Source organism: Pseudomonas sp. 22072 (assembly GCF_052046095.1).
Lineage (GTDB): Bacteria > Pseudomonadota > Gammaproteobacteria > Pseudomonadales > Pseudomonadaceae > Aquipseudomonas > Aquipseudomonas paracarnis.
The window spans coordinates 14,390-37,793 of the sequence record NZ_JBQEQE010000001.1; the positions used below are offsets into that span (position 1 = coordinate 14,390).

21 protein-coding genes and 1 pseudogene are annotated in these 23,404 nt (G+C 60.2%); 11 read left to right on the forward strand and 11 right to left on the reverse strand.

All coding sequences use genetic code 11. The features are described 5' to 3' along the window. The first annotated feature begins 67 nt into the window (after positions 1 to 67). The 8 genes from ACTJLA_RS00070 to ACTJLA_RS00105 all read left to right on the forward strand — a co-directional run bounded on the left by ACTJLA_RS00070 (position 68) and on the right by ACTJLA_RS00105 (position 8,858). Entirely contained in the window at positions 68 to 835 is a 768-nt protein-coding gene (locus tag ACTJLA_RS00070; RefSeq protein ID WP_003187403.1) for a TerC family protein, read from the forward strand. Between the two features lie 272 nt (positions 836 to 1,107). Further along, a complete protein-coding gene (locus ACTJLA_RS00075) occupies positions 1,108 to 2,766 on the forward strand; it encodes a Na/Pi cotransporter family protein (RefSeq protein ID WP_003187402.1) in 1,659 nt (552 codons plus the stop codon). A 58-nt stretch (positions 2,767 to 2,824) separates the two neighbouring features. Then, positions 2,825 to 4,207, forward strand: coding sequence for a M16 family metallopeptidase (locus ACTJLA_RS00080; RefSeq protein WP_127880282.1), 1,383 nt, complete (start codon positions 2,825 to 2,827; stop codon positions 4,205 to 4,207). 68 nt (positions 4,208 to 4,275) lie between these two features. Beyond that, positions 4,276 to 5,307: a DUF5924 family protein gene (locus ACTJLA_RS00085; protein WP_003187399.1), complete on the forward strand. Its 1,032-nt coding sequence runs from the start codon at positions 4,276 to 4,278 to the stop codon at positions 5,305 to 5,307. A gap of 54 nt (positions 5,308 to 5,361) precedes the next feature. Then, positions 5,362 to 6,510, forward strand: a complete 1,149-nt coding sequence (locus ACTJLA_RS00090) for an ABC transporter permease (protein WP_034129245.1) — start codon at positions 5,362 to 5,364, stop codon at positions 6,508 to 6,510. Continuing rightward, positions 6,507 to 7,310, forward strand: a complete 804-nt coding sequence (locus ACTJLA_RS00095) for an ABC transporter ATP-binding protein (RefSeq protein WP_014716351.1) — start codon at positions 6,507 to 6,509, stop codon at positions 7,308 to 7,310. Before ACTJLA_RS00090 ends, ACTJLA_RS00095 begins: the two co-directional genes overlap by 4 nt. A 1-nt stretch (position 7,311) precedes the next feature. Further along, on the forward strand, positions 7,312 to 8,250 hold the full coding sequence (locus ACTJLA_RS00100; RefSeq protein ID WP_003187394.1) for an MlaD family protein: 939 nt from the start codon (positions 7,312 to 7,314) through the stop codon (positions 8,248 to 8,250). Then, the gene (locus ACTJLA_RS00105; RefSeq protein WP_198862119.1) at positions 8,247 to 8,858 is read left to right on the forward strand and encodes an ABC-type transport auxiliary lipoprotein family protein; all 612 of its coding nucleotides are present in this window, start codon (positions 8,247 to 8,249) and stop codon (positions 8,856 to 8,858) included. The genes ACTJLA_RS00100 and ACTJLA_RS00105 overlap by 4 nt, the downstream gene beginning before the upstream one ends. 126 nt (positions 8,859 to 8,984) lie before the next feature. On the opposite strand, the gene ACTJLA_RS00110 is transcribed toward ACTJLA_RS00105, so the two are convergent. The 5 genes from ACTJLA_RS00110 to ACTJLA_RS00130 all read right to left on the reverse strand — a co-directional run bounded on the left by ACTJLA_RS00110 (position 8,985) and on the right by ACTJLA_RS00130 (position 13,352). Beyond that, positions 8,985 to 10,214 (reverse strand): nucleoside recognition domain-containing protein, encoded by a 1,230-nt coding sequence (locus ACTJLA_RS00110; RefSeq protein WP_314547251.1) that lies wholly within the window; start codon positions 10,212 to 10,214, stop codon positions 8,985 to 8,987. Between the two features lie 97 nt (positions 10,215 to 10,311). Next, positions 10,312 to 11,643, reverse strand: a complete 1,332-nt coding sequence (gene gltP / locus ACTJLA_RS00115; protein WP_003187390.1) for a glutamate/aspartate:proton symporter GltP — start codon at positions 11,641 to 11,643, stop codon at positions 10,312 to 10,314. Positions 11,644 to 12,355: 712 nt separating this feature from the next. Beyond that, on the reverse strand, positions 12,356 to 12,823 hold the full coding sequence (locus ACTJLA_RS00120; protein ID WP_089041590.1) for an inhibitor of vertebrate lysozyme family protein: 468 nt from the start codon (positions 12,821 to 12,823) through the stop codon (positions 12,356 to 12,358). A 2-nt stretch (positions 12,824 to 12,825) separates the two neighbouring features. After that, positions 12,826 to 12,990, reverse strand: coding sequence for a DUF1328 domain-containing protein (locus tag ACTJLA_RS00125; protein ID WP_003187386.1), 165 nt, complete (start codon positions 12,988 to 12,990; stop codon positions 12,826 to 12,828). A gap of 77 nt (positions 12,991 to 13,067) precedes the next feature. Beyond that, the gene (locus tag ACTJLA_RS00130) at positions 13,068 to 13,352 is read right to left on the reverse strand and encodes a hypothetical protein (protein WP_089041589.1); all 285 of its coding nucleotides are present in this window, start codon (positions 13,350 to 13,352) and stop codon (positions 13,068 to 13,070) included. Positions 13,353 to 13,741: 389 nt separating this feature from the next. Between ACTJLA_RS00130 and algB the strand changes: the two genes are divergently transcribed. Beyond that, the gene (gene algB / locus ACTJLA_RS00135; protein WP_089041588.1) at positions 13,742 to 15,088 is read left to right on the forward strand and encodes a sigma-54-dependent response regulator transcription factor AlgB; all 1,347 of its coding nucleotides are present in this window, start codon (positions 13,742 to 13,744) and stop codon (positions 15,086 to 15,088) included. A gap of 10 nt (positions 15,089 to 15,098) precedes the next feature. Further along, positions 15,099 to 16,886 carry an ATP-binding protein gene (locus ACTJLA_RS00140; RefSeq protein ID WP_054920898.1) on the forward strand — a complete coding sequence of 596 codons (1,788 nt, stop codon included), beginning with the start codon at positions 15,099 to 15,101 and terminating at the stop codon, positions 16,884 to 16,886. 32 nt (positions 16,887 to 16,918) lie between these two features. On the opposite strand, the gene ACTJLA_RS00145 is transcribed toward ACTJLA_RS00140, so the two are convergent. The 6 genes and pseudogenes from ACTJLA_RS00145 to ACTJLA_RS00170 all read right to left on the reverse strand — a co-directional run bounded on the left by ACTJLA_RS00145 (position 16,919) and on the right by ACTJLA_RS00170 (position 22,398). Further along, positions 16,919 to 17,695 carry an N-acetylmuramoyl-L-alanine amidase gene (locus tag ACTJLA_RS00145; protein ID WP_054897230.1) on the reverse strand — a complete coding sequence of 259 codons (777 nt, stop codon included), beginning with the start codon at positions 17,693 to 17,695 and terminating at the stop codon, positions 16,919 to 16,921. Positions 17,696 to 17,784: 89 nt separating this feature from the next. Then, complete coding sequence (locus tag ACTJLA_RS00150) at positions 17,785 to 19,842, reverse strand: GGDEF domain-containing protein (protein ID WP_054897231.1); 2,058 nt, start codon at positions 19,840 to 19,842, stop codon at positions 17,785 to 17,787. Beyond that, a complete protein-coding gene (locus ACTJLA_RS00155) occupies positions 19,839 to 20,717 on the reverse strand; it encodes an endonuclease/exonuclease/phosphatase family protein (protein ID WP_197900076.1) in 879 nt (292 codons plus the stop codon). Before ACTJLA_RS00155 ends, ACTJLA_RS00150 begins: the two co-directional genes overlap by 4 nt. Positions 20,718 to 20,727: 10 nt before the next feature. After that, on the reverse strand, positions 20,728 to 21,363 hold the full coding sequence (gene dsbA / locus ACTJLA_RS00160) for a thiol:disulfide interchange protein DsbA (RefSeq protein WP_003187375.1): 636 nt from the start codon (positions 21,361 to 21,363) through the stop codon (positions 20,728 to 20,730). 167 nt (positions 21,364 to 21,530) lie between these two features. Continuing rightward, entirely contained in the window at positions 21,531 to 22,157 is a 627-nt protein-coding gene (locus ACTJLA_RS00165; RefSeq protein ID WP_014716340.1) for a c-type cytochrome, read from the reverse strand. Positions 22,158 to 22,190: 33 nt separating this feature from the next. Beyond that, positions 22,191 to 22,398, reverse strand: a pseudogene (locus ACTJLA_RS00170) (cytochrome). A 192-nt stretch (positions 22,399 to 22,590) separates the two neighbouring features. Here ACTJLA_RS00170 and yihA point away from each other — a divergent pair. Beyond that, positions 22,591 to 23,232: a ribosome biogenesis GTP-binding protein YihA/YsxC gene (gene yihA / locus ACTJLA_RS00175; protein ID WP_003187369.1), complete on the forward strand. Its 642-nt coding sequence runs from the start codon at positions 22,591 to 22,593 to the stop codon at positions 23,230 to 23,232. The last annotated feature ends 172 nt before the right edge of the window (positions 23,233 to 23,404 follow it).

A 23,404-nucleotide genomic window follows, 5' to 3' on the forward strand; every position in this document is an offset into this window, starting at 1 on the left:
TCGTACCGACTCACTCACCGCGCGGCGCTACAGCTTGCGCGGTTAACACTTGCTCAAAGGAATACACATGGAATGGCTGACCAATCCGGAAATCTGGATTGCCTTCTTCACCCTGACGGCCCTTGAGATCGTCCTGGGCATCGATAACATCATCATGATTTCGATCCTGGTCAGCCGCATGCCCAAGCATATGCAGGCACGCACTCGGATCTTCGGCCTGGCGTTGGCCATGGTCACGCGCATCCTGTTGCTGCTGTCGATCACCTGGGTCATGCAACTGACTGCCGACCTGTTCGTGGTGTTTGGCCAGGGCATCTCCGGTCGTGACCTGATCCTGTTCTTCGGTGGCCTGTTCCTGCTGTGGAAAAGCTCCCAGGAGATGTACCACGCGCTGGAAGGTGAAGATGAAACCCAAGACGAGCCCAAAGGCGCCGGTGGCAAGTTCATCTACACCATTATCCAGATCGCCATCATCGACATCGTGTTCTCCCTAGACTCGGTGATTACCGCCGTCGGCATGGTTTCCCACGTGCCGGTGATGGTTGCCGCCATCGTCGTTGCGGTATTGGTGATGATGCTGGCTGCCGGCACTATCAGCGAGTTCATCGACAAGCACCCGTCGCTGAAAATGCTGGCGCTGTCGTTCCTGCTGGTAGTGGGTACCGTGCTGATCGCTGAATCCTTCGACGTACACGTGCCAAAAGGCTACGTCTACTTCGCCATGGCGTTCTCGCTGGCGGTGGAAGCGGTGAACATCAAGATGCGTACCGCCATCGCGAAAAAGAAGAAACAGCAGGACCCGGTGAAACTGCGCAAGGACATTCCGGGTCAGTAAATTTGACCCGCGAGTGATCGTTCCCACGCTCCGCGTGGGAATGCCCTCTCGGACGCTCCGCGTCCGCAAAGTGACGCAGAGCGTCACAGGATGCGTTCCCACGCCGAGCGTGGGGAACGATCTTCATGACAGTTTTGTTTCAATCCCGAGTTTAGCTATGCGATGCTGGCGCAGAGCCCATTCGCCAACTACAGCTTAGGTACAAGACGTAGAGCGGCACGCGGTAACTTTCCTTCGCTCCTGCTGGAGCGCACCCACACGGGGGGCCGAGCATGCTGACCTTGCTCAATCTGCTTTCCGCCGTGACCCTGCTTATCTGGGGCACGCATATCGTCCGAACCGGCATCCTGCGGGTCTACGGTTCCAATTTGCGCCAAGTCATCGGGCAGAACATGTCCAAGCGCTGGCTGGCATTTGTCGCCGGTATCCTGGTGACGGCCATGGTGCAAAGTAGTAACGCCACCGCGATGCTGGTGACTTCGTTCGTCGGCCAGGGGCTGATGAGCCTCACGCCGGCCTTGGCCACCATGCTTGGCGCCGACGTCGGTACGGCCTTGATGGCGCGGGTGCTGACGTTCGATTTGTCCTGGCTGTCGCCGCTGCTGATATTCCTCGGGGTGATTTTCTTCCTGTCGCGCAAGCAGACGCGGGCAGGGCAGTTGGGCCGGGTCGGGATCGGCCTGGGCCTGATCATCCTCGCGCTGCAACTGATCGTCGAAGCCGCCGGGCCAATTACCCATGCCCAGGGCGTCAAAGTCATCTTCGCTTCGCTGACCGGCGATATCTTGCTGGACGCCCTGGTCGGCGCGCTGTTCGCCATGATTTCCTACTCCAGCCTTGCTGCGGTGTTGCTCACGGCCACCCTGGCCGGTGCCGGCGTGATCGGCTTGCACGTGGCCATCGGCTTGGTGATCGGCGCCAACATCGGCAGCGGTGTACTGGCTTTTCTCAGCACCAGCATGCAAAACACTGCCGGTCGTCAAGTGGCCCTGGGCAGCCTGTTGTACAAATTGATCGGTCTGTTGCTGATCATTCCGGTGCTCGACCCGCTCGTAGGCTGGATGGACGGCCTGGACTACAGCGTCCAGGGCATGGTCATCACCTTCCACCTGCTCTACAACGTCAGCCGCTGCCTGATCCTGTTACCCACCATCGGGCCCATGGCACGCCTGTGCGAATGGCTGCTGCCGGAACGCCCCGAAACCAATGGCAAGGCCAAGCCACGCCATCTGGACCTGGCCTCATTGAATACCCCAAGCCTGGCCCTGGCGAACGCCGCCCGCGAAACCCTGCGCCTGGGTGACTTGATCGACAATATGCTCACTTCGATGCAGGAAGTGCTGCGCGGCAATCAAACCGCCGTTACCCAAGAAATGCGCAGCCTGAGCGATGATGTCGAAGCGCTCTACAGCGCGATCAAACTCTACCTGGCGCAAATGCCCCGTGAAGACCTGAGTGAACAGGACAACCGCCGCTGGGCCGAAATCATCGAGCTATCGATCAACTTGAAATTGGCCGGTGACCTGATCGAACGCATGCTGCGCAAAGTCCAGCAACAGAAGACTTCGCAACGCCGGCAATTTTCCGAAGTGGGCCTGGAGGAACTCAGTGGCCTGCACAGCCAGTTGATCGCCAACCTGCGCCTGGGCCTGTCGGTGTTTCTCAGCGGCGACCCGGAAAGCGCCCGCCAATTACTGCGCGAAAAGCGCCGCTTCCGCGCCCAGGAACGCCGCCTGGCCCACGCCCATGTCAGCCGCCTGCAGCGCAAGATCGTGCAGAGCCTGGAAACCAGTTCCCTGCACTTGGAACTGATTGCCGACATGAAACGCTTGAACTCGTTGTTCTGCAGCAGTGCTTATGTAGTGTTGGAAACGTCCGACACTGGCGCGCTCTCGGCTGAAAGTATTGCCGACATTACCCATTCGCCCTGAACGTACGCCCGCGAGCGAAGTCAGTAAACAGTGGACCTCATTCGCCAGGAAGCTTGTTATGCGTCGCCTGTTACTCGCCTGCCTGCTCTTGGGCTCGGTACACGCCTTTGCCTTTGACCGCCTGCAAGTCGAGGGCTACACCTTGCCCAACGGCCTGCAACTGCTGCTCAAACCGGGCACCGAGCGTGGGCATGTCGCTATTCGCCTAGTGGTTGGTGTGGGCCTGGACGACTTCGGTTGCGAAGAAAAAGAGCTGCCGCACTTGTTCGAGCACTTGCTGTTCAGCGGTATCGACGGCGGCGGCGAAGGCGACCTCGAAGACCGCATGCAAGCCCTGGGCGGCGAGTGGAACGCCTACACCAGCAACGCCGACACCACCTTCGTGATCGAGGCGCCCGCGCAGAACCAACGCAAGGTGCTGGACCTGCTGCTGGCAATCCTCACGCGCACGCAACTGACCGACGCCCATATCAATGCCGCCAAGCAAGTGGTGGAGCGCGAAGACGGTGGCCATTATTCACACTTGCAACGCCTGCTGGATCGCCAAGACCTCGGTCACAGCGCCAGTAACCAATTGGCCGTGGAGTTGGGCCTCAAGTGCGCCGAACGCGCCGAGGTCAGCCACCTCACCCGCGACTCGTTGGAGAAGCTGCGCAAAGAATGGTACGCGCCGAACAACATGACCCTGATCGTCGTCGGCGATCTCGACAAACTGCTGCCCGCCTACCTGGAACGCACCTATGGTCAACTCGACCCAGTGGAGCCGAGCGAACATCGCCCCCTCCCGGAAATCCAGCATACCGCCGCCAGCCACCGCGACCTGATCCGCGGCTGGGTGGGCGATGGCGCCAAGCTGCACTGGCTGTTCCCAGAGCCTGTGCTGGACGACCAGCACGATGAAACCTACAACCTGCTCAAGGACTACCTCGACTGGGCGCTGTACCGGCAACTGCGCCTCAAGCACGGTTTGTCCTACGGCCCATGGGTGGAACGCGAAGTGCTCGGCGGCGTTGGGTTCCTCAGCCTGAATGCCGACCTTGAGCGAGAAAACCTCCCTGAAGCCGAGCAGGTCTTGCAAGACCTCAAGGCCCAGTTGCTCAAGGATGGCCTCGACCCAACGGTATTCACACGCCTGCAACAAGCCGCCATTGCCCGCCAAGCCTGGGCAGTGCAAGGCAACAGCGCACTGGCCGACTATTACTGGAGTGCGGCCGGCGACTACTCCAATGGACGTTTCAGCGACCCGGTCAAACGCATCAAGGCCGTGAGCCTGGCACAAACCAACCAGGCCATGCGCGAAGCGTTCCAGCAGCCGGGCTACTGGCGCATCGAAAAACCGCTGTTGAGTTATGACGCCTTGACCTGGATCGGTGCGGGCGTACTGGGCCTGATCATCCTTGGTTTGATCGGCCTGAGGCTTTATCGCAAACCTGTTGAGTAATGAGGCGCAGAATATCGGGCCAAGGCGTTATTCTGTCTGAGATTTTTCCCACAACCAGTGAACCGTCCATGCCGAACTTGCCGCCCCTCATCCAGCGCGTTATAGAACTGATCAAGCGCTACCCAGGGGTGATCGCACTCGGCGGTTTCATCTCGGGGGTGGGCAGCTTCATCCTGGTAGACCGCCAGCAGGGCATGGCCAGCTGGATTGCGGTGATCATGCTGGTGAGCTGGTTGTGGCTGATGCTGGAGAACAGTTTTACGCAACTGTTCACCAAGGTCTTCAATCGCGAGATCCCTGAACCGCTGCTGCGCTACGCCACCCAGATGATCCACCAGGAAAGTCTGTTTTTCGTCCTGCCGTTCTTTTTCGTCACCACCGCCTGGAACAGCGGCCAATCGTTGTTCACTGGCCTGCTCGGCGCAGCGGCGCTGGTGTCGATCATCGACCCGCTGTATTACAAATGGCTGGCGCCCAAACGCTCGCTGTTCCTGGCCCTGCACACCCTGACCCTATTCGCCGCGTTGCTGACCGCGCTGCCGATCATCATGCACCTGACCACCGCCCAGAGTTACAAACTGGCGTTGGGCGTGGCCATGGTCCTGTCGATCCCGAGCCTGGCCGTCAGCCTGCCGCTGCGTAGCCTCAAGGGCTGGGCGATGCTGCTGGGGGTAACGGCCGCCATCGGCTGCGCCGGCTGGTTCCTGCGCAGTTGGGTACCGCCCGCCACCCTGTGGATGACCGAAGTCGCCATCAGCACCCAACTGCAAGACCGCACGCCGGGCGACGACCTCAAGCAAGTCACCGCCGCCCAATTGCGCAGCGGTGGGCTGTATGCGTACACCGCCATCAACGCACCACGCGGGCTGGATGAGCGGATCTACCATGTGTGGAAATTCAACGGCCAGGAAGTCGACCGCATTGCCCTGGACATCCATGGTGGGCGCAAGGAGGGCTATCGCGCCTGGACCCACAAGCAGAATTTCCCGGGTGACGCCGTGGGGCGCTGGCAAGTGCAGGTGCTCACCGAAGACGGCCAGGTCATCGGCGTTCTGCGCTTCAAGGTGATAGACACAGCACAAGCGGACAACCCAAAGTAAGCCGGATCGTGCTATTACGTAGCAATTGTGGATAGCCAAACAAGCTCGGAGCTTATGACCACTCGCACGACGGCCGGCGCGGCCCATCTTGATACGTCCAGCACCCCGCCTTCGCTACGGATTACCGGCGACTGGACGCTGGCCCACTATGCCCACCTGAAGAAGCTGTCGGCCACACTCGACGGCCAATATGACGCCGGCGCCCGCATTGACCTCAACGGCCTCGGTGCGCTGGATACCGCCGGCGCCTCGCTGCTGGTGGAGCTGCTGGGCCCTGCGCGCATCGAACATTCTGCCGAACAAACTGACTGCACCCTGGCAGCCGCCGACCGTGCCCTGCTCAAGACCGTCTACCGCTCCCTGAATGACTTTTGCGTACCGATCAAAGAGCCGGAAGAGGCCGCCGGCATTCAAGTGTTGGCTCGCATCGGCCGCGCAGTAGACACGGTCTGGCAAGACGCAATGAAGCTGTTGGGCTTTATCGGCCTGATCCTCGAAACCTTCGCCCGCGGTATTTGGCGGCCCAAGCGCTGGCGCCTGACGCCCATGGTCGCCCACATCGAACAGACGGGCCTGGATGCGGCGCCTATCGTCGCACTGCTGACCTTTCTGGTCGGCGCCGTCGTGGCCTTCCTTGGCGCCACCGTGCTCAAGAGCTTCGGCGCGACGATCTTTACCGTGGACCTGGTGGCGTTCTCCTTCCTGCGTGAATTCGGCGTGTTGCTCACCGCAATCCTCATCGCCGGCCGTACCGCCAGTGCATTCACCGCGCAAATCGGCTCCATGAAAGCCAACGAAGAAATCGACGCCATCCGTACCCTGGGCCTGGACCCCATGGAGCTGTTGGTATTGCCGCGCGTGCTGGCGCTGCTGGTGGCGTTGCCGATGCTGACTTTCCTGGCGATGCTCTCGGGGATCGTCGGCGGTGGCGTGGTGTGTGCGGTGGCCCTGGATATTTCGCCGGCGATGTTTCTTTCGCTGCTGCAATCGGACATTGGCGTGCAGCACTTTCTGGTGGGCATGGTGAAGGCGCCGATCTTTGCCTTTTTGATCGCGGCCATTGGCTGCCTGGAAGGTTTCAAAGTCAGCGGCAGTGCCGAGTCAGTCGGCGCGCACACCACATCGAGCGTGGTGCAATCGATCTTTGTAGTGATCGTGCTGGATGCGGTCGCGGCGATGTTTTTCATGGAGATGGGCTGGTGAGTCGTCTACACCGTGCGCCCACTGAGGCGGTGATTGAAGTGCGTGGCTTGTGCAATCGCTTTGGCAGCCAAAGCGTGCATGAGAACCTCGACCTGGATTTGTACAAAGGCGAGATCCTGGCGGTGGTGGGGGGCTCTGGCAGCGGTAAATCCGTGTTGTTGCGCAGCATCGTTGGCCTGCGGCGCCCCAGCGAAGGCGAAGTACGGGTGTTCGGCAAAAACCTGCCGAGCCTGCCTGAACATGAACGCTCACTGGTAGAACGCCGCTTTGGCGTACTGTTCCAGAAGGGCGCGCTGTTTTCCTCGCTGACGGTGACCGAGAACGTGGCTCTGCCATTGATCGAGCACGCCGGCCTCAGCCGCGCCGATGCCGAGCACTTGGCGGCGGTCAAGCTGGCCCTGGCGGGGTTGCCGCTGTCGGCGGCCGACAAATACCCGGCCTCGTTATCCGGCGGCATGATCAAACGTGCCGCCCTGGCCCGCGCACTGGCCTTGGACCCGGACATCCTGTTCCTGGACGAACCCACCGCCGGTCTCGACCCCATTGGCGCGGCGCAATTCGACCAACTGATCCTCACCCTGCGCGATGCGTTGGGCTTGAGTGTGTTCCTGGTCACCCACGACCTCGACACGCTGTACACCATCACCGACCGTGTGGCGGTGCTGGCGCAGAAGAAAGTGCTGGTGGCCGACGCCATCGATGTCGTTTCGGAAACGGACGACGCCTGGATTCACGAATATTTCCACGGCCCCCGGGGCCGCGCGGCATTGGATGCCGCTCAATCGCTCAACGAGGTATGACATGGAAACCCGAGCCCATCATGTGATGATCGGACTGTTCAGCGTAATTGTGGTGGTCGGCGCGATGCTGTTTGGCCTGTGGCTGGCCAAGTCCAGCGTCGATACCGCCTTCCAGGATTACGAAGTGATCTTCAACGAAGCGGTCAGCGGCCTGTCCCAAGGCAGTGCGGTTCAGTACAGCGGCATCAAGGTGGGCGACGTGATCAGCCTGCGTCTGGACCCCAAAGACCCACGCCGAGTCCTGGCGCGCATCCGCCTGGCCGGGCAAACGCCAATCAAGGAAGACACCCAGGCCAAACTGGCCCTGACCGGTATCACCGGCACCTCGATCATCCAGCTCAGTGGGGGCACCCCGCAGAGCCCGGAGCTCAAGGGCAAGGACGGCAACCTGCCGGAAATCATCGCGTCGCCATCGCCTATCGCACGCCTGCTCAATAACAGCAACGACCTGATGACCAGCGTCAACCTGCTGCTGCACAACGCCAACCACCTGTTCTCGCGGGAAAACGTCGAACGCCTGAGCAACACCTTGGATAACCTGCAACAAACCACCGGCGCCATTGCCGAGCAACGCGGCGACATCAAGGTGGTGATGCAGCAATTGATGCAGGTGAGCAAACAGGCGGGCGCGGCGCTGGAGCAAACCACCGTGCTGATGCGCAGCGCCAATGGTTTGCTCAGTGAACAAGGCAAGCAAGCCTTCGGGAGCGCCGAGCAGGCGATGAAATCCCTGGAGCAAAGCACCGCCACCATCAATACCTTGCTGACCAATAACCAGGACTCGGTGAACAGCGGCATGCAGGGCCTTAACGAGCTGGCGCCAGCCGTGCGCGAGCTGCGTGAAACCCTCGGCTCGCTGCGCGCCATCTCTCGCCGCCTGGAAGCCAACCCCAGCGGTTACCTGCTGGGCAGTGACAAGAACAAGGAGTTCACGCCATGAAGCGTGCTTACCACATGATCGTCCCAATGGCCCTGGCACTGGTCAGCGCGTGCTCGATCTTGCCCAAGCCGGACCCATCGGACGTGTACCGCCTGGCGTCCGCCCAACCGGCCAGCCAAGGCACGCCGGTGAGTTGGTCGCTGCGCGTGACCAAGCCGCAGACCAGCGAGTTTCTTGATAGCCCGCGCATCGCCGTAGTGCCAGATGGCAACTTGATCAGCAACTACGCGAATTCACGCTGGAGCGACCCGGCGCCGGTGCTGCTGCGTAATCGCCTGCTGGATGGCTTCCAGCGCGACGGGCGCGTGACGCTGTTGAGTACCGACGAGACCAACCTGCAAGCCGACTATGAACTGGGCGGGCAGTTGCAGGCGTTTCAGAGTGAGTATCGAGGCAAAGCGGTGGAGGTGGTGATTCGCCTCGACGCGCGATTGGTGCGTGGGCGTGATCAAAGGATTATCGCCAGCCGCCGGTTTGAAGTGAGGCAGCCGGTGAGTGACGCCAAGGTGCCAGCGGTGGTGGCTGCTTTTGGCCAGGCTGGGGATCAGTTGAATAAGCAGGTGGTGGATTGGGTAGTACAACAGGGTAATGCTGCGCCGAATAGATGATTCCGCCGCCCTGTAGGAGCGAGCTTGCTCGCGAAAAACCTGAGACCGCCTCGGGGAGTCTGATGCCCCGCGTCATCGTTAACGTTTTTCGCGAGCAAGCTCGCTCCTACAGGGTGCGGCTCATGCTTAACCGAAGAACCAGTAGCACACCAAAATAGCCGCGACCACACCAGCAAACTCCGCGAACAACGCACATCCCACCGCATGCCGCGCCCGCTGGATGCCTACCGAGCCGAAGTACACGGCCAGCACATAAAACGTGGTTTCAGTACTGCCCTGTATCGTCGCCGCCACCAACGCCGCAAAGCTGTCCACACCCTGGGTCTGCATGGTCTCGATCAGCATCGCCCGTGCCGCACTGCCGGAGAACGGCTTGACCATTGCGGTCGGCAGAGCGTCGACAAAGCGCGTATCCAGGCCAGTCCAGGCCACCACATGGCGAATCCCTTCCAGGCCGAACTCCAAGGCGCCCGAGGCACGCAACACGCCAACCGCACACAGCATCGCCACCAGATAGGGCAGTAGGTTCTTGGCCACGTCGAAGCCTTCCTTGGCGCCTTCGACAAAGGCCTCGTACACCTTGACCTTGCGCAACGCACCGATCACCAGGAACAGCATGATCAGGCCAAACAGCGTGAGGTTGCCCAGGATCGACGACAAACCGGCCAGCGCTGTGGCAGACAGGGTCGCCAGCAGCGCCATGAAGCCACCAAGCATCAACGCGCCGGGGACCAGATAGGCCAGCACCACAGGGTCCCACAGCCGCAGACGCTGCATCACCGCCACCGACAGCAGGCCCACGAGGGTCGAGGCGCTGGTGGCCAGCAGGATCGGCAGGAACACCAGCGTCGGGTCCGCGGCGCCTTGCTGGGCGCGGTACATGAAAATGGTCACCGGCAACAGCGTCAGCGAGGACGCGTTGAGCACCAGGAACAGGATCTGAGCGTTGGTCGCCGTATTGGGGATGGGGTTGAGCTCTTGCAGCGCCTTCATGGCTTTCAGGCCGATGGGCGTGGCGGCGTTATCCAGGCCCAGGCCGTTGGCGGCAAAGTTGAGGGTGATCAAACCTATCGCGGGGTGCCCGGCGGGCACTTCAGGCATCAGGCGGCGAAACAGCGGGCCGAGGGCCTTGGCCAGCCAATCGACGATCCCGGCTTTTTCCGCAATCCGCAGAAAGCCCAGCCATAACGTCAGGGTACCGAACAGCAGCACCATGACTTCCACCGACAATTTGGCCATGGCGAAAATGCTTTCGACCATCGCCGCGAAGATCCCGGCGTTACCGCCCACCAGCCATTGCGCCAGTGCTGACACCATTGCCACGACAAAGAAGCCAAGCCACAGGCCATTGAGCATCAGATAAGTCCCCCGAAAGATGGGGCGAATGATAACGGGGCTGGCAGAAACGACAAACCCCGGAATTTTCCGGGGTTTGTTTTCGATCAATCTGCAATCAGCTACGGGTGGCTTGTGCCGTAGGCAGGGCTTCCTTGCTGCGCCAGTGCGGCAGGGAATTCCAGTAGCGCTCGCCCTTGGCGTCGTCGTACATGCCTTCCCAACGGGAGATAACCAGTACGGCTAAGGCATTGCCGATCACGTTCAGGGCGGTACGCGCCATGTCCATCACACGGTCGACACCGGCGATAAACGCCAAGCCTTCCAGTGGGATGCCCACGCTGCCCAGCGTCGCCAACAACACCACGAAGGACACGCCCGGCACGCCGGCGATACCTTTGGAGGTCACCATCAGGGTCAGTACCAGCATCAGTTGCTGGCCGATCGACAGGTCGATGCCATACAGCTGGGCAATGAAGATGGCCGCGATGCTCTGGTACAGGGTCGAACCGTCGAGGTTGAACGAATAGCCGGTCGGCACCACGAAGCTGCAGATCGCTTTCGGCGCGCCGTAGGCTTCCATCTTCTCGATCACACGCGGCAGCACGGTTTCGGAGCTGGCGGTGGAGTAAGCCAATACCAACTCATCTTTGAAGATGCGGATCAGCTTGAGGATCGAGAAGCCAAACAGGCGTGCGATCAAACCCAGGACCGCGAAGGCGAAGAACAGGATCGCGACGTAAACCAGGATCACCAGCTTGGCCAGCGGCAGCAGCGAGGCGAAGCCGAAGTTGGCGACCGTCACCGCGATCAGCGCGAATACACCGATAGGCGCGTACTTCATGATCATGTGGGTGACTTTGAACATGCTCTCGGACACGCCCTGGAACATGGTCACCAGCGGTTCGCGCAGTTCAGGCTTGAGACTCGACAGGCCCAGGCCGAACAACACCGAGAAGAAGATGATCGGCAGCATCTCGCCACGGGCAACAGCGGCGAAGATATTCGAGGGGATCAAGTTGAGGATGGTCTCGATGAACGCATGTTCATGCTGCACTTCGGCGGCAGTCGCCTGGTACTTGGAGATATCGACGGTACCCAGGGTACTCATGTCGATGCCAGCGCCTGGGTGGAACAGGTTGGCGAGCAACAGGCCCACCACGATGGCGATGGTGGTGACGATTTCGAAGTAGAGGATGGTTTTGACGCCGATACGACCGAGCTTTTTCGCGTCGCCTACACCGGCAATGCCGACGATCAGCGAAGAAATCACAATCGGGATCACGATCATCTTGATCAGGCGGATAAAGATATCGCCCGCCGGCTGCAACACATTGCTGATCCACCAGGCCTTTTCAGCACTGAAATGGTTGAGCACGGCACCGATTGCAATGCCCAGTACCAAACCGATGAGGATCTGCCAGGCGAGGCTTAGCTTTGCCTTCTTCATGTCATTACCCTTGCTTCAAGTGGACTTACGGCAAATGCGCCAGCTGCAACGCTCGAAAGCGAAAAAGTGTGTGCATCTGCCTCCATGGAAGGTCACCGCAGCGTGGCCGAAATGGCTTACTGGCAGGCGAAAAAAGGCGCAACTATTCCCATGCAAGGGAGCGACGTCTAATGCCGTAAACGCCTACCCTATGCCGAATCGGCATGGCTTTTTTTGAAAATATTTGTCCAAACGGTCAGTTCGTATCCGCCATTCGAGCGGGTGAATATGCCGTTAAGCAGCCAAATCAGGCTCGCGCAGAGATACTGGACGACTTCGATTGGCTGGCAGAAATGTCTGAGAAATCCATCACCTAGGGCCGGAAAGATCCTATAGCGCGATTGAAAAATTCTCGATAGATGGTCACACCGACATATCCGGTAATGGTTGGCCAGACGCAAAAAACAAAACTGCGGCTATAGGCGGCATGAAACGCGGGAATGAGAGTCGTAAGCCCGCCGCAAGTTCAGCAAGCTTGAGGTCTTGTGAACTTGCGTCGCAGCTTTTCGCCTGACCCGGCCCTTGCGCAGGTACTCCCTGTACCCGTAGGTCACGCCGATCCTGATCGATCAGAGCAACCCGGCCCCCTGGTCATGCATCACTCAAGGAGCGATGCAAACAGAAAGAAGCACAAGGGCTTCCTTCTATGGACGCCGGCTCCGTCAGACGGAACCTAGTACCAATTCGGATCTTTCTTGAGCTGTTCCATCAGCAGCTTTTGCATACCCTCGTCCGGCTTACCGAGGAAACGGTAATCGGCGTGCCGTGTCGGGGACTTGTCCGCTGGCAAACCCGCCGGGACTTCCACCAACATGGCGTAGGCATCTTCCTTGTCGAGGCTGAAGGCAACGATCAGGCGCTTGTTCAGGCAGCTGTCTGCGGTTTCGCAAAGCGGCCCGACCAAGTACTTGTCGCCATCTTCCTCAACGGCATTCATTTGCTCGGCCGTGCCCGACAGGTTCATCACCCATTCAGGCAGGCGTTCCTCTTTCTTCACCACGTCTTGCCAGGTTTCACGGTACTGCGGATCCGCGCTGAGCAATTCGTTAGCCCGGGATTGGCCGTCGTTGGCGGCCATGGCCAGGCCGCTGCCGCCCAACAGCAGGGCGGCAGCAAGGGCTTTAAAAGGCAGGCTGACCATATTCAACCTCGGCCTTTGCGACCAAAGAAGAACGAAGCGATAAACATCACCAGGAAGACCACAAACAGGATCTTGGCGATGCCGGTGGCGGTGCCAGCGATACCACCGAAGCCCAGAACTGCGGCCACAATGGCGATGATCAGAAATGTGATTGCCCAACTCAACATGGTGATTCTCCTTATGCTTCTATAGGGGTAACAGCGGTGATACCGTGCAGCCGCTCAACACGAGCGACATTTTTTGCCTAGAACACCCAACGGTCATGGGTCGGCAGTTCGTCCAGAGTGGAACCCTGGTCTACCAGGCTCAATTGCGGGGCAGTCACATCGGCGCTGGCGCTGCCAATGGAACGAAAATGGGTCTGGGTCATGACAGGACGTTCAAATTGCGGGGCTGGCTGCGCACGCTCCTGCCAATGCTGCAACTGCTGGCCGGCAATCAACGTGACCATCAAGGCCAGGCTGGCGAACAGGCCCTGCTGCAAGCGCAGCGGCGATACACGCAATTGGCTGAGGCTTTGGCGAGTCATGCTGCATTACTCCCGCATTCTGATTATTCGTTCATGACGCTCTTGGGGGAGATATTGCAGAGTGCATGCCAGCTTTATTGCAAAATAAAACACAATAAAATCAAGCATTTACACTTGCTCGATAGATTCGTCGCCTAGCATCCTGCACGATGCCTCCTTGCAGGCCGTGCGAAATGCACGATGGTCGGGGGTCGGAACCAGACACCCAGCGCACACATCGAAGGATCGAAGGGTGAAAGGAAGGGAAAATGCCCTCAGACGTCGTCTGTAGGAAGGCGCGCAGATAGCTGCACGAAGAAGCCTTTTATGAATCAGAATAAACCATGCAACTTGCCCGATTATTCCGGGACTAAACACCATCACATTTATAGTTAAGGAGTGCGGGACAGATGGATTCAGCCAAGGAACTTCAAGGCCGCATTCTTTTAGTGGATGACGAATCCGCGATCCTGCGCACCTTCCGCTATTGCCTGGAAGATGAGGGCTACACCGTCGCCACCGCGAACAGCGCCGCCCAGGCCGATGCCCTGATGCAGCGTCAGGTGTTCGACCTGTGCTTCCTCGACCTGCGCCTGGGCGAGGACAATGGCCTGGACGTGCTGGCCCAGATGCGCGTGCAGGCTCCGTGGATGCGCGTGGTGATTGTGACCGCCCATTCGGCCGTGGATACCGCCGTGGACGCCATCCAGGCTGGCGCCGCCGACTACCTGGTCAAGCCTTGCAGCCCTGACCAACTGCGCCTGGCCACGGCCAAACAGCTGGAGGTGCGTCAGCTCTCTGCGCGGCTGGAAGCGCTGGAAGGCGAGGTGCGCCAGCCCAAAGACGGCCTGGACTCCCATAGCCCGGCAATGATGGTGGTGCTGGAAACCGCGCGGCAGGTGGCCGGGACGGACGCCAATATCTTGATTCTCGGCGAGTCCGGCACCGGTAAAGGTGAGTTGGCCCGGGCGATACACGGCTGGAGCAAGCGCTCGAAGAAGTCCTGCGTGACCATCAACTGCCCGTCACTGACCGCCGAACTGATGGAAAGCGAACTGTTCGGCCATAGCCGCGGCGCATTCACCGGCGCCAGTGAAAGCACCCTGGGCCGAGTGAATCAGGCGGACGGCGGTACGCTGTTTCTCGACGAGATCGGCGATTTCCCCCTCACGTTGCAACCCAAGTTGCTGAGGTTTATCCAAGACAAAGAGTATGAGCGCGTGGGCGACCCAGTCACCCGCCGCGCTGACGTGCGCATCCTCGCAGCCACCAACCTGAACCTGGAAGACATGGTGCGCGATGGCCGTTTCCGTGAAGACTTGCTCTACCGCCTGAATGTCATCACCTTGCACCTGCCCCCGCTGCGCGAACGCAGTGAAGACATCCTGACCCTGGCTGACCGCTTCCTTGCCCGCTTCGTCAAGGAATACGCACGCCCGGCGCGCGGCTTCAGCGATAATGCCCGCGAAGCGCTACTGAACTACCGCTGGCCCGGCAATATTCGTGAACTGCGCAACGTAGTGGAACGCGCCAGCATCATCTGCCCCCAGGAGAAGGTTGAGATCAGCCACCTGGGGATGGCTGAGCAACCGACCAACAATGCACCGCGTATCGGGTCGGCTTTGAGCCTTGACGAGCTGGAGAAAGCCCATATCGGCGCCGTACTTGCGACCAGCGACACACTGGACCAAGCGGCCCGCACACTCGGCATCGATGCGTCGACGCTGTACCGCAAACGCAAGCAGTACAACCTTTGAACAGGACCTTATGAAGCTCGCGATGAAACTGCGCACCCGGTTATTCCTGAGCATCTCAGCCTTGATTACCGTGGCTTTGCTGGGGTTGGTCCTGGGCTTGGTCAGCGTCATGCAAATGGCCAAGACCCAGGAATCGCTGATCCGCAGTAATTTCATCACCCTGGACCTGGGGCTCAAATTGCGTCAGAGCCTGGGCGACCAGTTGATCATGATGCTGGAGAAGCGTCCCGACCCAGACGCCCTGCAAGCCTCCACGCAGCATTATTTCGATCTGTTGGACCAGGGCATCGCCCATGAGCAGGTCGACGGCAAAAACCATGGCTTCAGCCAGGCACGCTCGGATTACCAGAATCTGCTCAAGGCGTTTGACCAATCCCAGCAGACATCACCGCCTGCGGGCAGCAAGGAAAAGCTCACCGAGACCTTCAACATACTGCGCAACGGCTTGATCGCCGACCACAAGCGGGCCCTGGAAAATATCAGTACCAGTGAGCATAAATCCCGTGAGCGCGCCCTGTTGATAGCGGGCCTGCTCGGGCTGGTAGGGCTCGCGGTGCTGATCATCGGTTTCGTCACGGCCCATGGCATCGCCCGGCGTTTCGGTGGTCCTATCGAAGCCTTGGCCAAGGCCGCCGACAAGATCGGGCAGGGCGACTTTGAAGTCACGCTGCCGATCTCCTCCGCAGCGGAAATGAACCTGTTGACCCGCCGTTTCGGCATCATGGCCGAAGCGTTGCGCCAACATCAGGCCACTAACATCGATGAGCTGCTGGCCGGCCAACAGCGCCTGCAAGCGGTGCTCGACAGTATCGATGACGGCCTGTTGATGATTGATCGCCAAGGCTGCCTGGAGCACCTCAACCCTGTAGCGCAGCGCCAATTGGGCTGGGATGAGGAGCGGCTGGGTCAAGGCCTTGGCGAAGCCATGGGTCGTGCGGAAATGGATGAACAGCTGCAACTGGTGCTGCGCGGCGGCAACCTGGAGCGGGCCCCGGACGATCTGGAGGTGGAAGTCGAGGGTGAGTTGCGCCTGCTGACCTACAGCCTGACCCCGGTCAGCCATACACAGGGGCACATTCTCGGGGCCGTAATGGTGCTGCATGATGTGACTGAACAGCGCGCCTTCGAACGGGTGCGCAGCGAGTTCGTATTGCGCGCCTCCCATGAGCTGCGCACGCCGGTTACCGGCATGCACATGGCCTTCGGCTTGTTCCGTGAGCGGGCCAAGTTCCCACCGGACTCCCGCGAGGCGGACCTGCTGGATACGGTGAATGAAGAAATGCAGCGCCTGATGCAGTTGATCAACGACCTGCTCAACTTTTCGCGCTACCAGAACGGCCTGCAGAAACTCACCCTGGGCACGTGCGATGTCACCGACTTGCTGGAGCACGCACGGGCTCGGTTTGCTGAGCCTGCGAACGCCCAGCACATTGAGTTGCTGGTAGAAGCTCAACCTGAGTTGCCAAGGCTGTATGCCGACCAAGTGCAACTGGAGCGGGTGCTCGACAACCTGTTGGGCAATGCCCTGCGCCACACCGCCGAAGGCGGGCAGATTCGCCTGCAGGCACGACGGCATGGCGAGCGGGTGATTATCAGCGTCGAGGACAACGGCGAAGGCATTGCCTACGGCCAGCAAGGGCGGATCTTCGAACCCTTTGTACAGGTGGGCCGCAAGAAGGGCGGTGCGGGCCTGGGCTTGGCACTGTGCAAGGAAATCGTGCAATTGCACGGCGGCCGCATGGGTGTGTACTCGCGGCCAGGGCAGGGTACGCAGTTCTATATGGCATTGCCCCTGTAGGAGCGAGCTTGCTCGCTCCTACCTGTACACCATCAGCGGTGATTCAAGGCCTTCAGGATCGCGGCGCTTTCAGCGTCTGGGGTGCCGTCAAACAATGACGGGCGAAAGCGCATCTGGAACGCAGCGATGACGTGCCTTGTGGCCACATCCAGCTCACCGGTCTGCGGCGTCTGGTAGCCCAGGCGCGCCAGCTCTTCCTGGAACCAGGTAATGCTCGGCAACTGCGCGGCGTACTGCACCTGGAACCGGGCCACTGCCTGGGCATCCGGCCACACGGCCAGACCTTCTGCCGCCAAGCGTTTCCAAGGGAACAACGGGCCTGGGTCCAGCTTACGCAGTGGGGCAATGTCGCTGTGCCCGATGATGTTCTTGGGGTCGATGCCATTGCGCTTGCTGATGTCCTTGAGCAGCACGATCAGCGACTGCACCTGCGCTTCGGAATACGGGTACCACACACGCCCCGTCGGCGTATCACTGAACCCTGGGTTGACGATCTCGATGCCGATGGAGCTGGAATTGAGCCAGGTGCGCCCCATCCACTCGCTTTGCCCGGCGTGCCAGGCGCGCTGGCTTTCATCCACCAGCTTGTAGATGGTGCCGGAGGCGTCGTCGCCGATCAGGTAATGACTGCTGACCTGGCCATGGGTCAACAGCGCCAGGGAACGTTCAAGGTTGGTCGAGGTGTAATGCACCACAACGAACTGCACGCGGTTGTCGTGGTTAACCGAAGGATGGCTGGTGTTCAGACGCGGGCCGCTGGCGCAGCCGGCAAGCAGAAGAAACGCTAAAGCGATATACAAGGATTTCATGGCGAGAGGTATTACACTGAAAGACGATAATGCAACAGTGTAACGTAAGGTTCATGGCTAGGCGGTCAAATCACAAAATGGAACATCTTTTATGCCGCCTGCACCTGATTACGTCCCGCAGCCTTTGCCCTGTAGAGCGCCTGGTCGGCACGCTTGAGCGCCAGGTCACTGCGCTCGCCGGCCTGAAACTGCGCCACGCCCATGGACACCGTGATCGTTACCGGCTCACCTTTGAAGTGGAACGGGCACGCTGCAATGGCCTCACGCAATAGTTCACCCACGGCCAACGCATCCGCCAAAGCTGAGTCGGGCATTAGCAGCACAAACTCTTCACCCCCGAAACGCGCGATGAAGTCAGTCGGCCGCAGGCGTTTGCTCAGCACGTTGGCGATGATCTTCAAGACCTTGTCCCCTGCCAGGTGACCGTAACCGTCGTTGATGCGCTTGAAGTGGTCCAGGTCGAGCATGGCCAGCGACAGGCTGTTACCGCGCTGATGCCAGGCGTTGACCTCGTAATCGAGGCGTTCGCTCCACGCCGCACGGTTGGGCAGCCCGGTGAGCGGATCGATCAAGGCCTTCTGGCGCTGCACCTCCAGGTGCTCGCGGTATCCCTGGGCCTCCTGCTCCATATGGGCCACGCGTTCAGCCAGGCCTTTGAGGCGTGCGGCCACTTCCTGTTCCCGCAGGTCACGCTGTTGCTGGTGTTCATCCATGGTGCCGAGCAAGCCTTCAAGGTGGCTTTCGAGCACCTGCTTGAGGCTGTCCAGGTCGGCGGCGTCCTGCACGCTGCTTTGCAGGCCGTCCACCTGCTCGCGAATCTGTGTGTCCAACTCCCGCGCGGCCAGGCTGCTGTCGGCGTGGCCGTCGCTGGCGACCTGCAAATGCCCTTGGAATGCCTCGAGACGCTCGTTGAGCTGCTTGAGATAAGCCTCGAACTCATGCTGGCCACTGTCGGTGACCGCCAGCATCAGCACGGCCAGGTCATCCAGGATCGGCAGCAGTTCGTACCAATTCAAACCATGGGCGAGACGCTCACGCATCGCCTCGGCCTGGGGCTGGTGACGTTCGGGCAGGGAAAGGTCTTCCAGCAGGCCGAGCAAAGTGCCTTCAATGTGCTTGGCCACCGAGCTGTAGGACGGTTCAGGCGAATCGGGCAGGGCGTAGGTGCCGTCCGGTTGCAGCTCGTCAGGCTCGGGGCTTTCCAGCACGGGGGGCAGCGACAGGCTGCCGATGGTGGTCTCATCCGGCGTTTCGACTGGAGCCGGCGGCGGTTCGATAAAGGCAGCGAGTGCGCTTTCGTGAGCAGGCTCCGCAACCGGTGGCGCCTGCACGTCGGGCTCCGGTAATTGCGCAGGCGCAATCGACGGCAGCTCTGGAGCGTCGAATACCGGCGTTTCTCTGGCGACCTCTTGCCCTTCGGCCGCGGCAACAGGCGCAGCCTTCAAGGCCACGGGTGTGGGTGACAGCGGTGCAAAGGCACGCAAGGCTTGGGTCAGCTCTTCCGATTGCGCAGGTTCTTCCGGTTCGGGTGCGGGTTTGGGCGCTGCAGGCTTTGGCGCTGCCAATTGCATTGCCGGCAGTGGCTCAGCGTCAACCGGCAATGCTTCACTGGCGGCCTCCTTACTACCGAACAGGCGTTGCAACAGGCCCGGGCCTGGGCGTGCGGTATCGCCTTCAGGCTCCAGATTATTCAGCGCCTGCCCCTGCAGGCTGCTCAGCTCACTGAGTAGCAGGGGTATCTCCCGCGCTTGTGCCACGCGACCATCGAGTTGCTTGGCGAAGGTTTTCAGCGGGCGAGCCACCTCGCGGGGCAACGGCAGCTTTTGCAACTGGGTGACCAAGGCGGTGAGCGCGGTGCTGATCTGGTCGACACGGGTTTCGCGGCGCTGCTCCGAATCCAGCACGGCCTTTTCCAGGCGTGGCAGTAAAGCGGCGAGGGCAGCGTCCATGTCGTCCGTGCGCACGACATCGCGCATTTCCTTCATGCATTGATCGACGGCGCGGTCGGTGCCTTCAGCGGCCAGCGTGCTGCGCACCAGCCCGCGGCGCAGCAAATCGAGGCGGGCAGCCCAGCGGCGTTCGAGTTTGTCTTGTTGCTCGATGCTCTGGAGGTATTTCTCTTTCCAGCGCTGGGCGTCGTCGCTCATGCAAGGGGTCCGCGAGGGCCTGGGCTCAACGCGGGTAATGCATCAGCCGTGAGCGAACCCGGCAGACGAATCTCTACCGCGACCGGCAGGTGATCGGAAATGGGCTGCGCTAGCACCTGCACACTTTCCAGTGTGAGGCTTGGGCTGAGCAGGATATGGTCAAGACAGCGCTGCGGGCGCCAGCTGGGAAACGTGGCTTCGACTTGCGGGGCCAGTAACCCCAGGTCGCGCAGCGGAGAATTCTGCAGCAGGTCGTTGGCATGGGTGTTCATGTCACCCATGAGCACCTGGTGCTTGTAGTTACCAATCAATTCACGCACGTAGGCCAGTTGCAGGTTGCGCGTACGCCCCCCGAGGGCCAGGTGCATCATCACCACCACCAAGGCTTCCGGGCCTTCGCCAAAACGCACAAGGATCGCCCCGCGCCCTTTGGGGCCTGGCAAGGGGTGATCTTCAATAGCCGTGGGTTTGAGGCGGCTGAGTACGCCATTGCTGTGCTGCGCCAGGCGCCCCAGGTTGCGGTTGAGTTGCTGATACCAGTACGGGAAGGCGCCCAGCTGAGCCAGGTGTTCCACCTGGTTGATATAGCCGGAGCGCAGGCTGCCGCCGTCGGCTTCCTGCAGGGCGACCAAGTCGAAGTCGCTGAGCAGGTCGCCGATTTTCTGCAGGTTACCGGTACGCCCCTTGTGGGGCAGCAGGTGCTGCCAGCCACGCGTGAGGTAATGCCGATACTTCTCGGTACTGTTGCCCACCTGGATATTGAAACTGAGCAGGCGCAAGCGGCTGTCTGCCGGCAGGCCTGTGGACTCCAGGTGATGCTCGTTGACCCGCGGTTCATGCAGGCCAACGACACGCTCGGTACCCCAGCGGCGCATGGCGAGCCCCTTACTTGGCAGCGCGTTCTTTGGCAATCAGTTGGTCAGCAACGTTCAGGGTCGCTTCAGGACCACCGGTGCTGCCCAGGTCGAAACGGTATTTGCCGTTGACGATCAGAGTTGGAACGCCTTGCACGCCGTACTTCTGCGCGAGTTCCTTGGCCTGTTTGATCTGGCCCTGGATAGCGAAGGAGTTAAAGGTCGCGAGGAACTTGTCCTTGTCGACACCTTGAGTAGCAACGAAGTCAGCCATTTCGTCCGGCTTGGTCAGGCGCTTGCCTTGTTTCTGGATCGCTTCGAAGACAGCGTTGTGGACCTTGTGCTCAACACCCATGGCTTCCAGGGTCAGGAACAGTTGGCCGTGGGCGTCCCATGGGCCACCGAACATGGCAGGAATGCGACGGAAGTTAACGTCCTTGGGCAGCTTTTCAGCCCATGGGTTGATAGTCGGCTCGAAGGCGTAGCAATGCGGGCAGCCGTACCAGAACAGCTCCACCACCTCGATCTTGCCGGGTACCGCAACCGGAACCGGGTTAGCCAGTTCAACATAGGTTTTACCGGCTTCAAGCGGCACATCGGCAGCTTGAGCGGTCATGCCGAAGAGGCTGGCAGTGACGAGAGCGGCGCTGAGGATCAGATTACGCATGCTTTACTCCTGGACAAATAAAGTCGCCTCACGCGACCTTTGTTGTGACAGGTCTACGCGGACATGAGTTCGTTAGTGTAACGGCAGCGGCCACAAAAAAGGGCGGCCTGAGCCACCCTTTTTATGCTTGCATCGCGGGATTAATCGAGCGTTAACGCCCAGCCCCGTCAGTGCAGGCCCTGGATATAACTGGAGAGGGCTGCGATATCTTCGTCGCTCAGCTTGCGAGCGATAGTGCGCATGGTCATGGCGTCCCCATCGTTGGCCCGGCCGGCTTCTTCTTTGCGGAAGTCGGTCAACTGTTTGGCGATGTAGGTGGCATGCTGGCCGCTCAGGTGCGGAAAGCCTGCGGCAGCGTTGCCTGCGCCATTGGGCGAGTGGCAACCGGTGCAGGCGGGCAAGCCTTTTTCCAGGTTACCGCCACGGAACAACTGCTCTCCGCGGGCGACCAATTTAGGATCGGCAGCTCCCACGCTACCCTTCTGGCTGGCAAAATACGCCGCGAGGTCCGCCAGGTCCTGATCGTTGAGATTGGTCAGCAGGCCGGTCATTTCCAGCACCGTGCGCTTGCCGTCCTTGATGTCGTGCATCTGCTTGCTCAGGTAGCGTTCACCCTGGCCGGCCAGTTTGGGGAAGTTCGGCGCCGGGCTGTTACCATCCGGGCCGTGGCAGGCACCACACACGGCGGCCTTCGCTTGACCGGCAGTGGCATCACCTTTGACGGGGCCCTCTGCAGCGACGGCAGCGCCTGTGATGCCCAAGGTCAACAGCAGACTCACGATCAGTTTGTTCATCAGCTAATCCAACTACGGCTAAGGGTTTAAGAGTTATCTACCGGGTTTACTCACCATCAAATCAATGACGGCCTGGTAATCCTCAGTACTGCAGTCCATGCACAAACCACGCGGCGGCATTGCCTTGAAACCCTGGGTCACGCACTGCTTCAGCCTGACCATGCAAACTCGGTTGATCCTGTGTAGCCTGAGCGCCGTAAAGCGGAATCAGGGCAGCAGAAGCGAGCAACCGTCGGTCCATACATCGACCTATTCAGGGTTTGAGAGCGTTTTGCGTTCTAATGCGCAATAAAGGTCTTTCGCTCCCGTGAACCTCATCCTTCGCTGGGACAAAGCACACACAAAATCTGCGGCATTATATACTGGCGCTACTGAAACGGAAACGACACCGCTTGCCGCACCCTTTCTCGGCACCGCCCACATCGGAAATCTCATGCAACTCAAGAACCCCATCCTCGGCCTGTGCCAACAGTCCACCTTCATGCTCAGCGCCGCCAAAGTGGACCAATGCCCCGATGACGAGGGCTTTGAAGTCGCCTTTGCCGGCCGTTCCAACGCCGGTAAATCCAGCGCACTGAACACCCTGACTCACGCCAGCCTGGCGCGCACCTCGAAAACCCCGGGCCGCACGCAACTACTCAATTTCTTCAAGCTAGACGATGATCGGCGTCTGGTCGACCTGCCGGGCTACGGTTATGCAAAAGTACCTATCCCGCTGAAGCTGCACTGGCAGCGTCACCTTGAGGCTTACCTGGGCGGTCGCGAGAGTTTGAAGGGTTTGATCCTGATGATGGACATCCGCCATCCAATGACCGACTTCGACTTGCTGATGCTCGACTGGGCTGTCGCCAGCGGCATGCCGATGCACATTTTGCTGACCAAGGCCGACAAGCTCACCTACGGCGCAGCCAAGAACACCCTGCTCAAAGTGCAGTCCGAAATCCGTAAGGGCTGGGGCGATACCATCACGATTCAGCTGTTCTCCGCCCCCAAGCGCATGGGCCTTGAAGAGGCCTACACCGTACTGGCCGGCTGGATGGAATTGGCGGACAAGGGCGCAGAAATCGCCGAGTAACTTTTCTACGGGCAAAAAAAACCCCGGACTTCTTTTGGGGAGGGGAAGTTCGGGGTTCAAGTTCCGGACCGCTAGGGCGGGGTCTGGAATTATCTGCCAACACTTAACACAACATAGGAGCATTGAAGGGCTTCACCACCCATTCAGTAACTCTGAGTGGCAGTTCACAGGT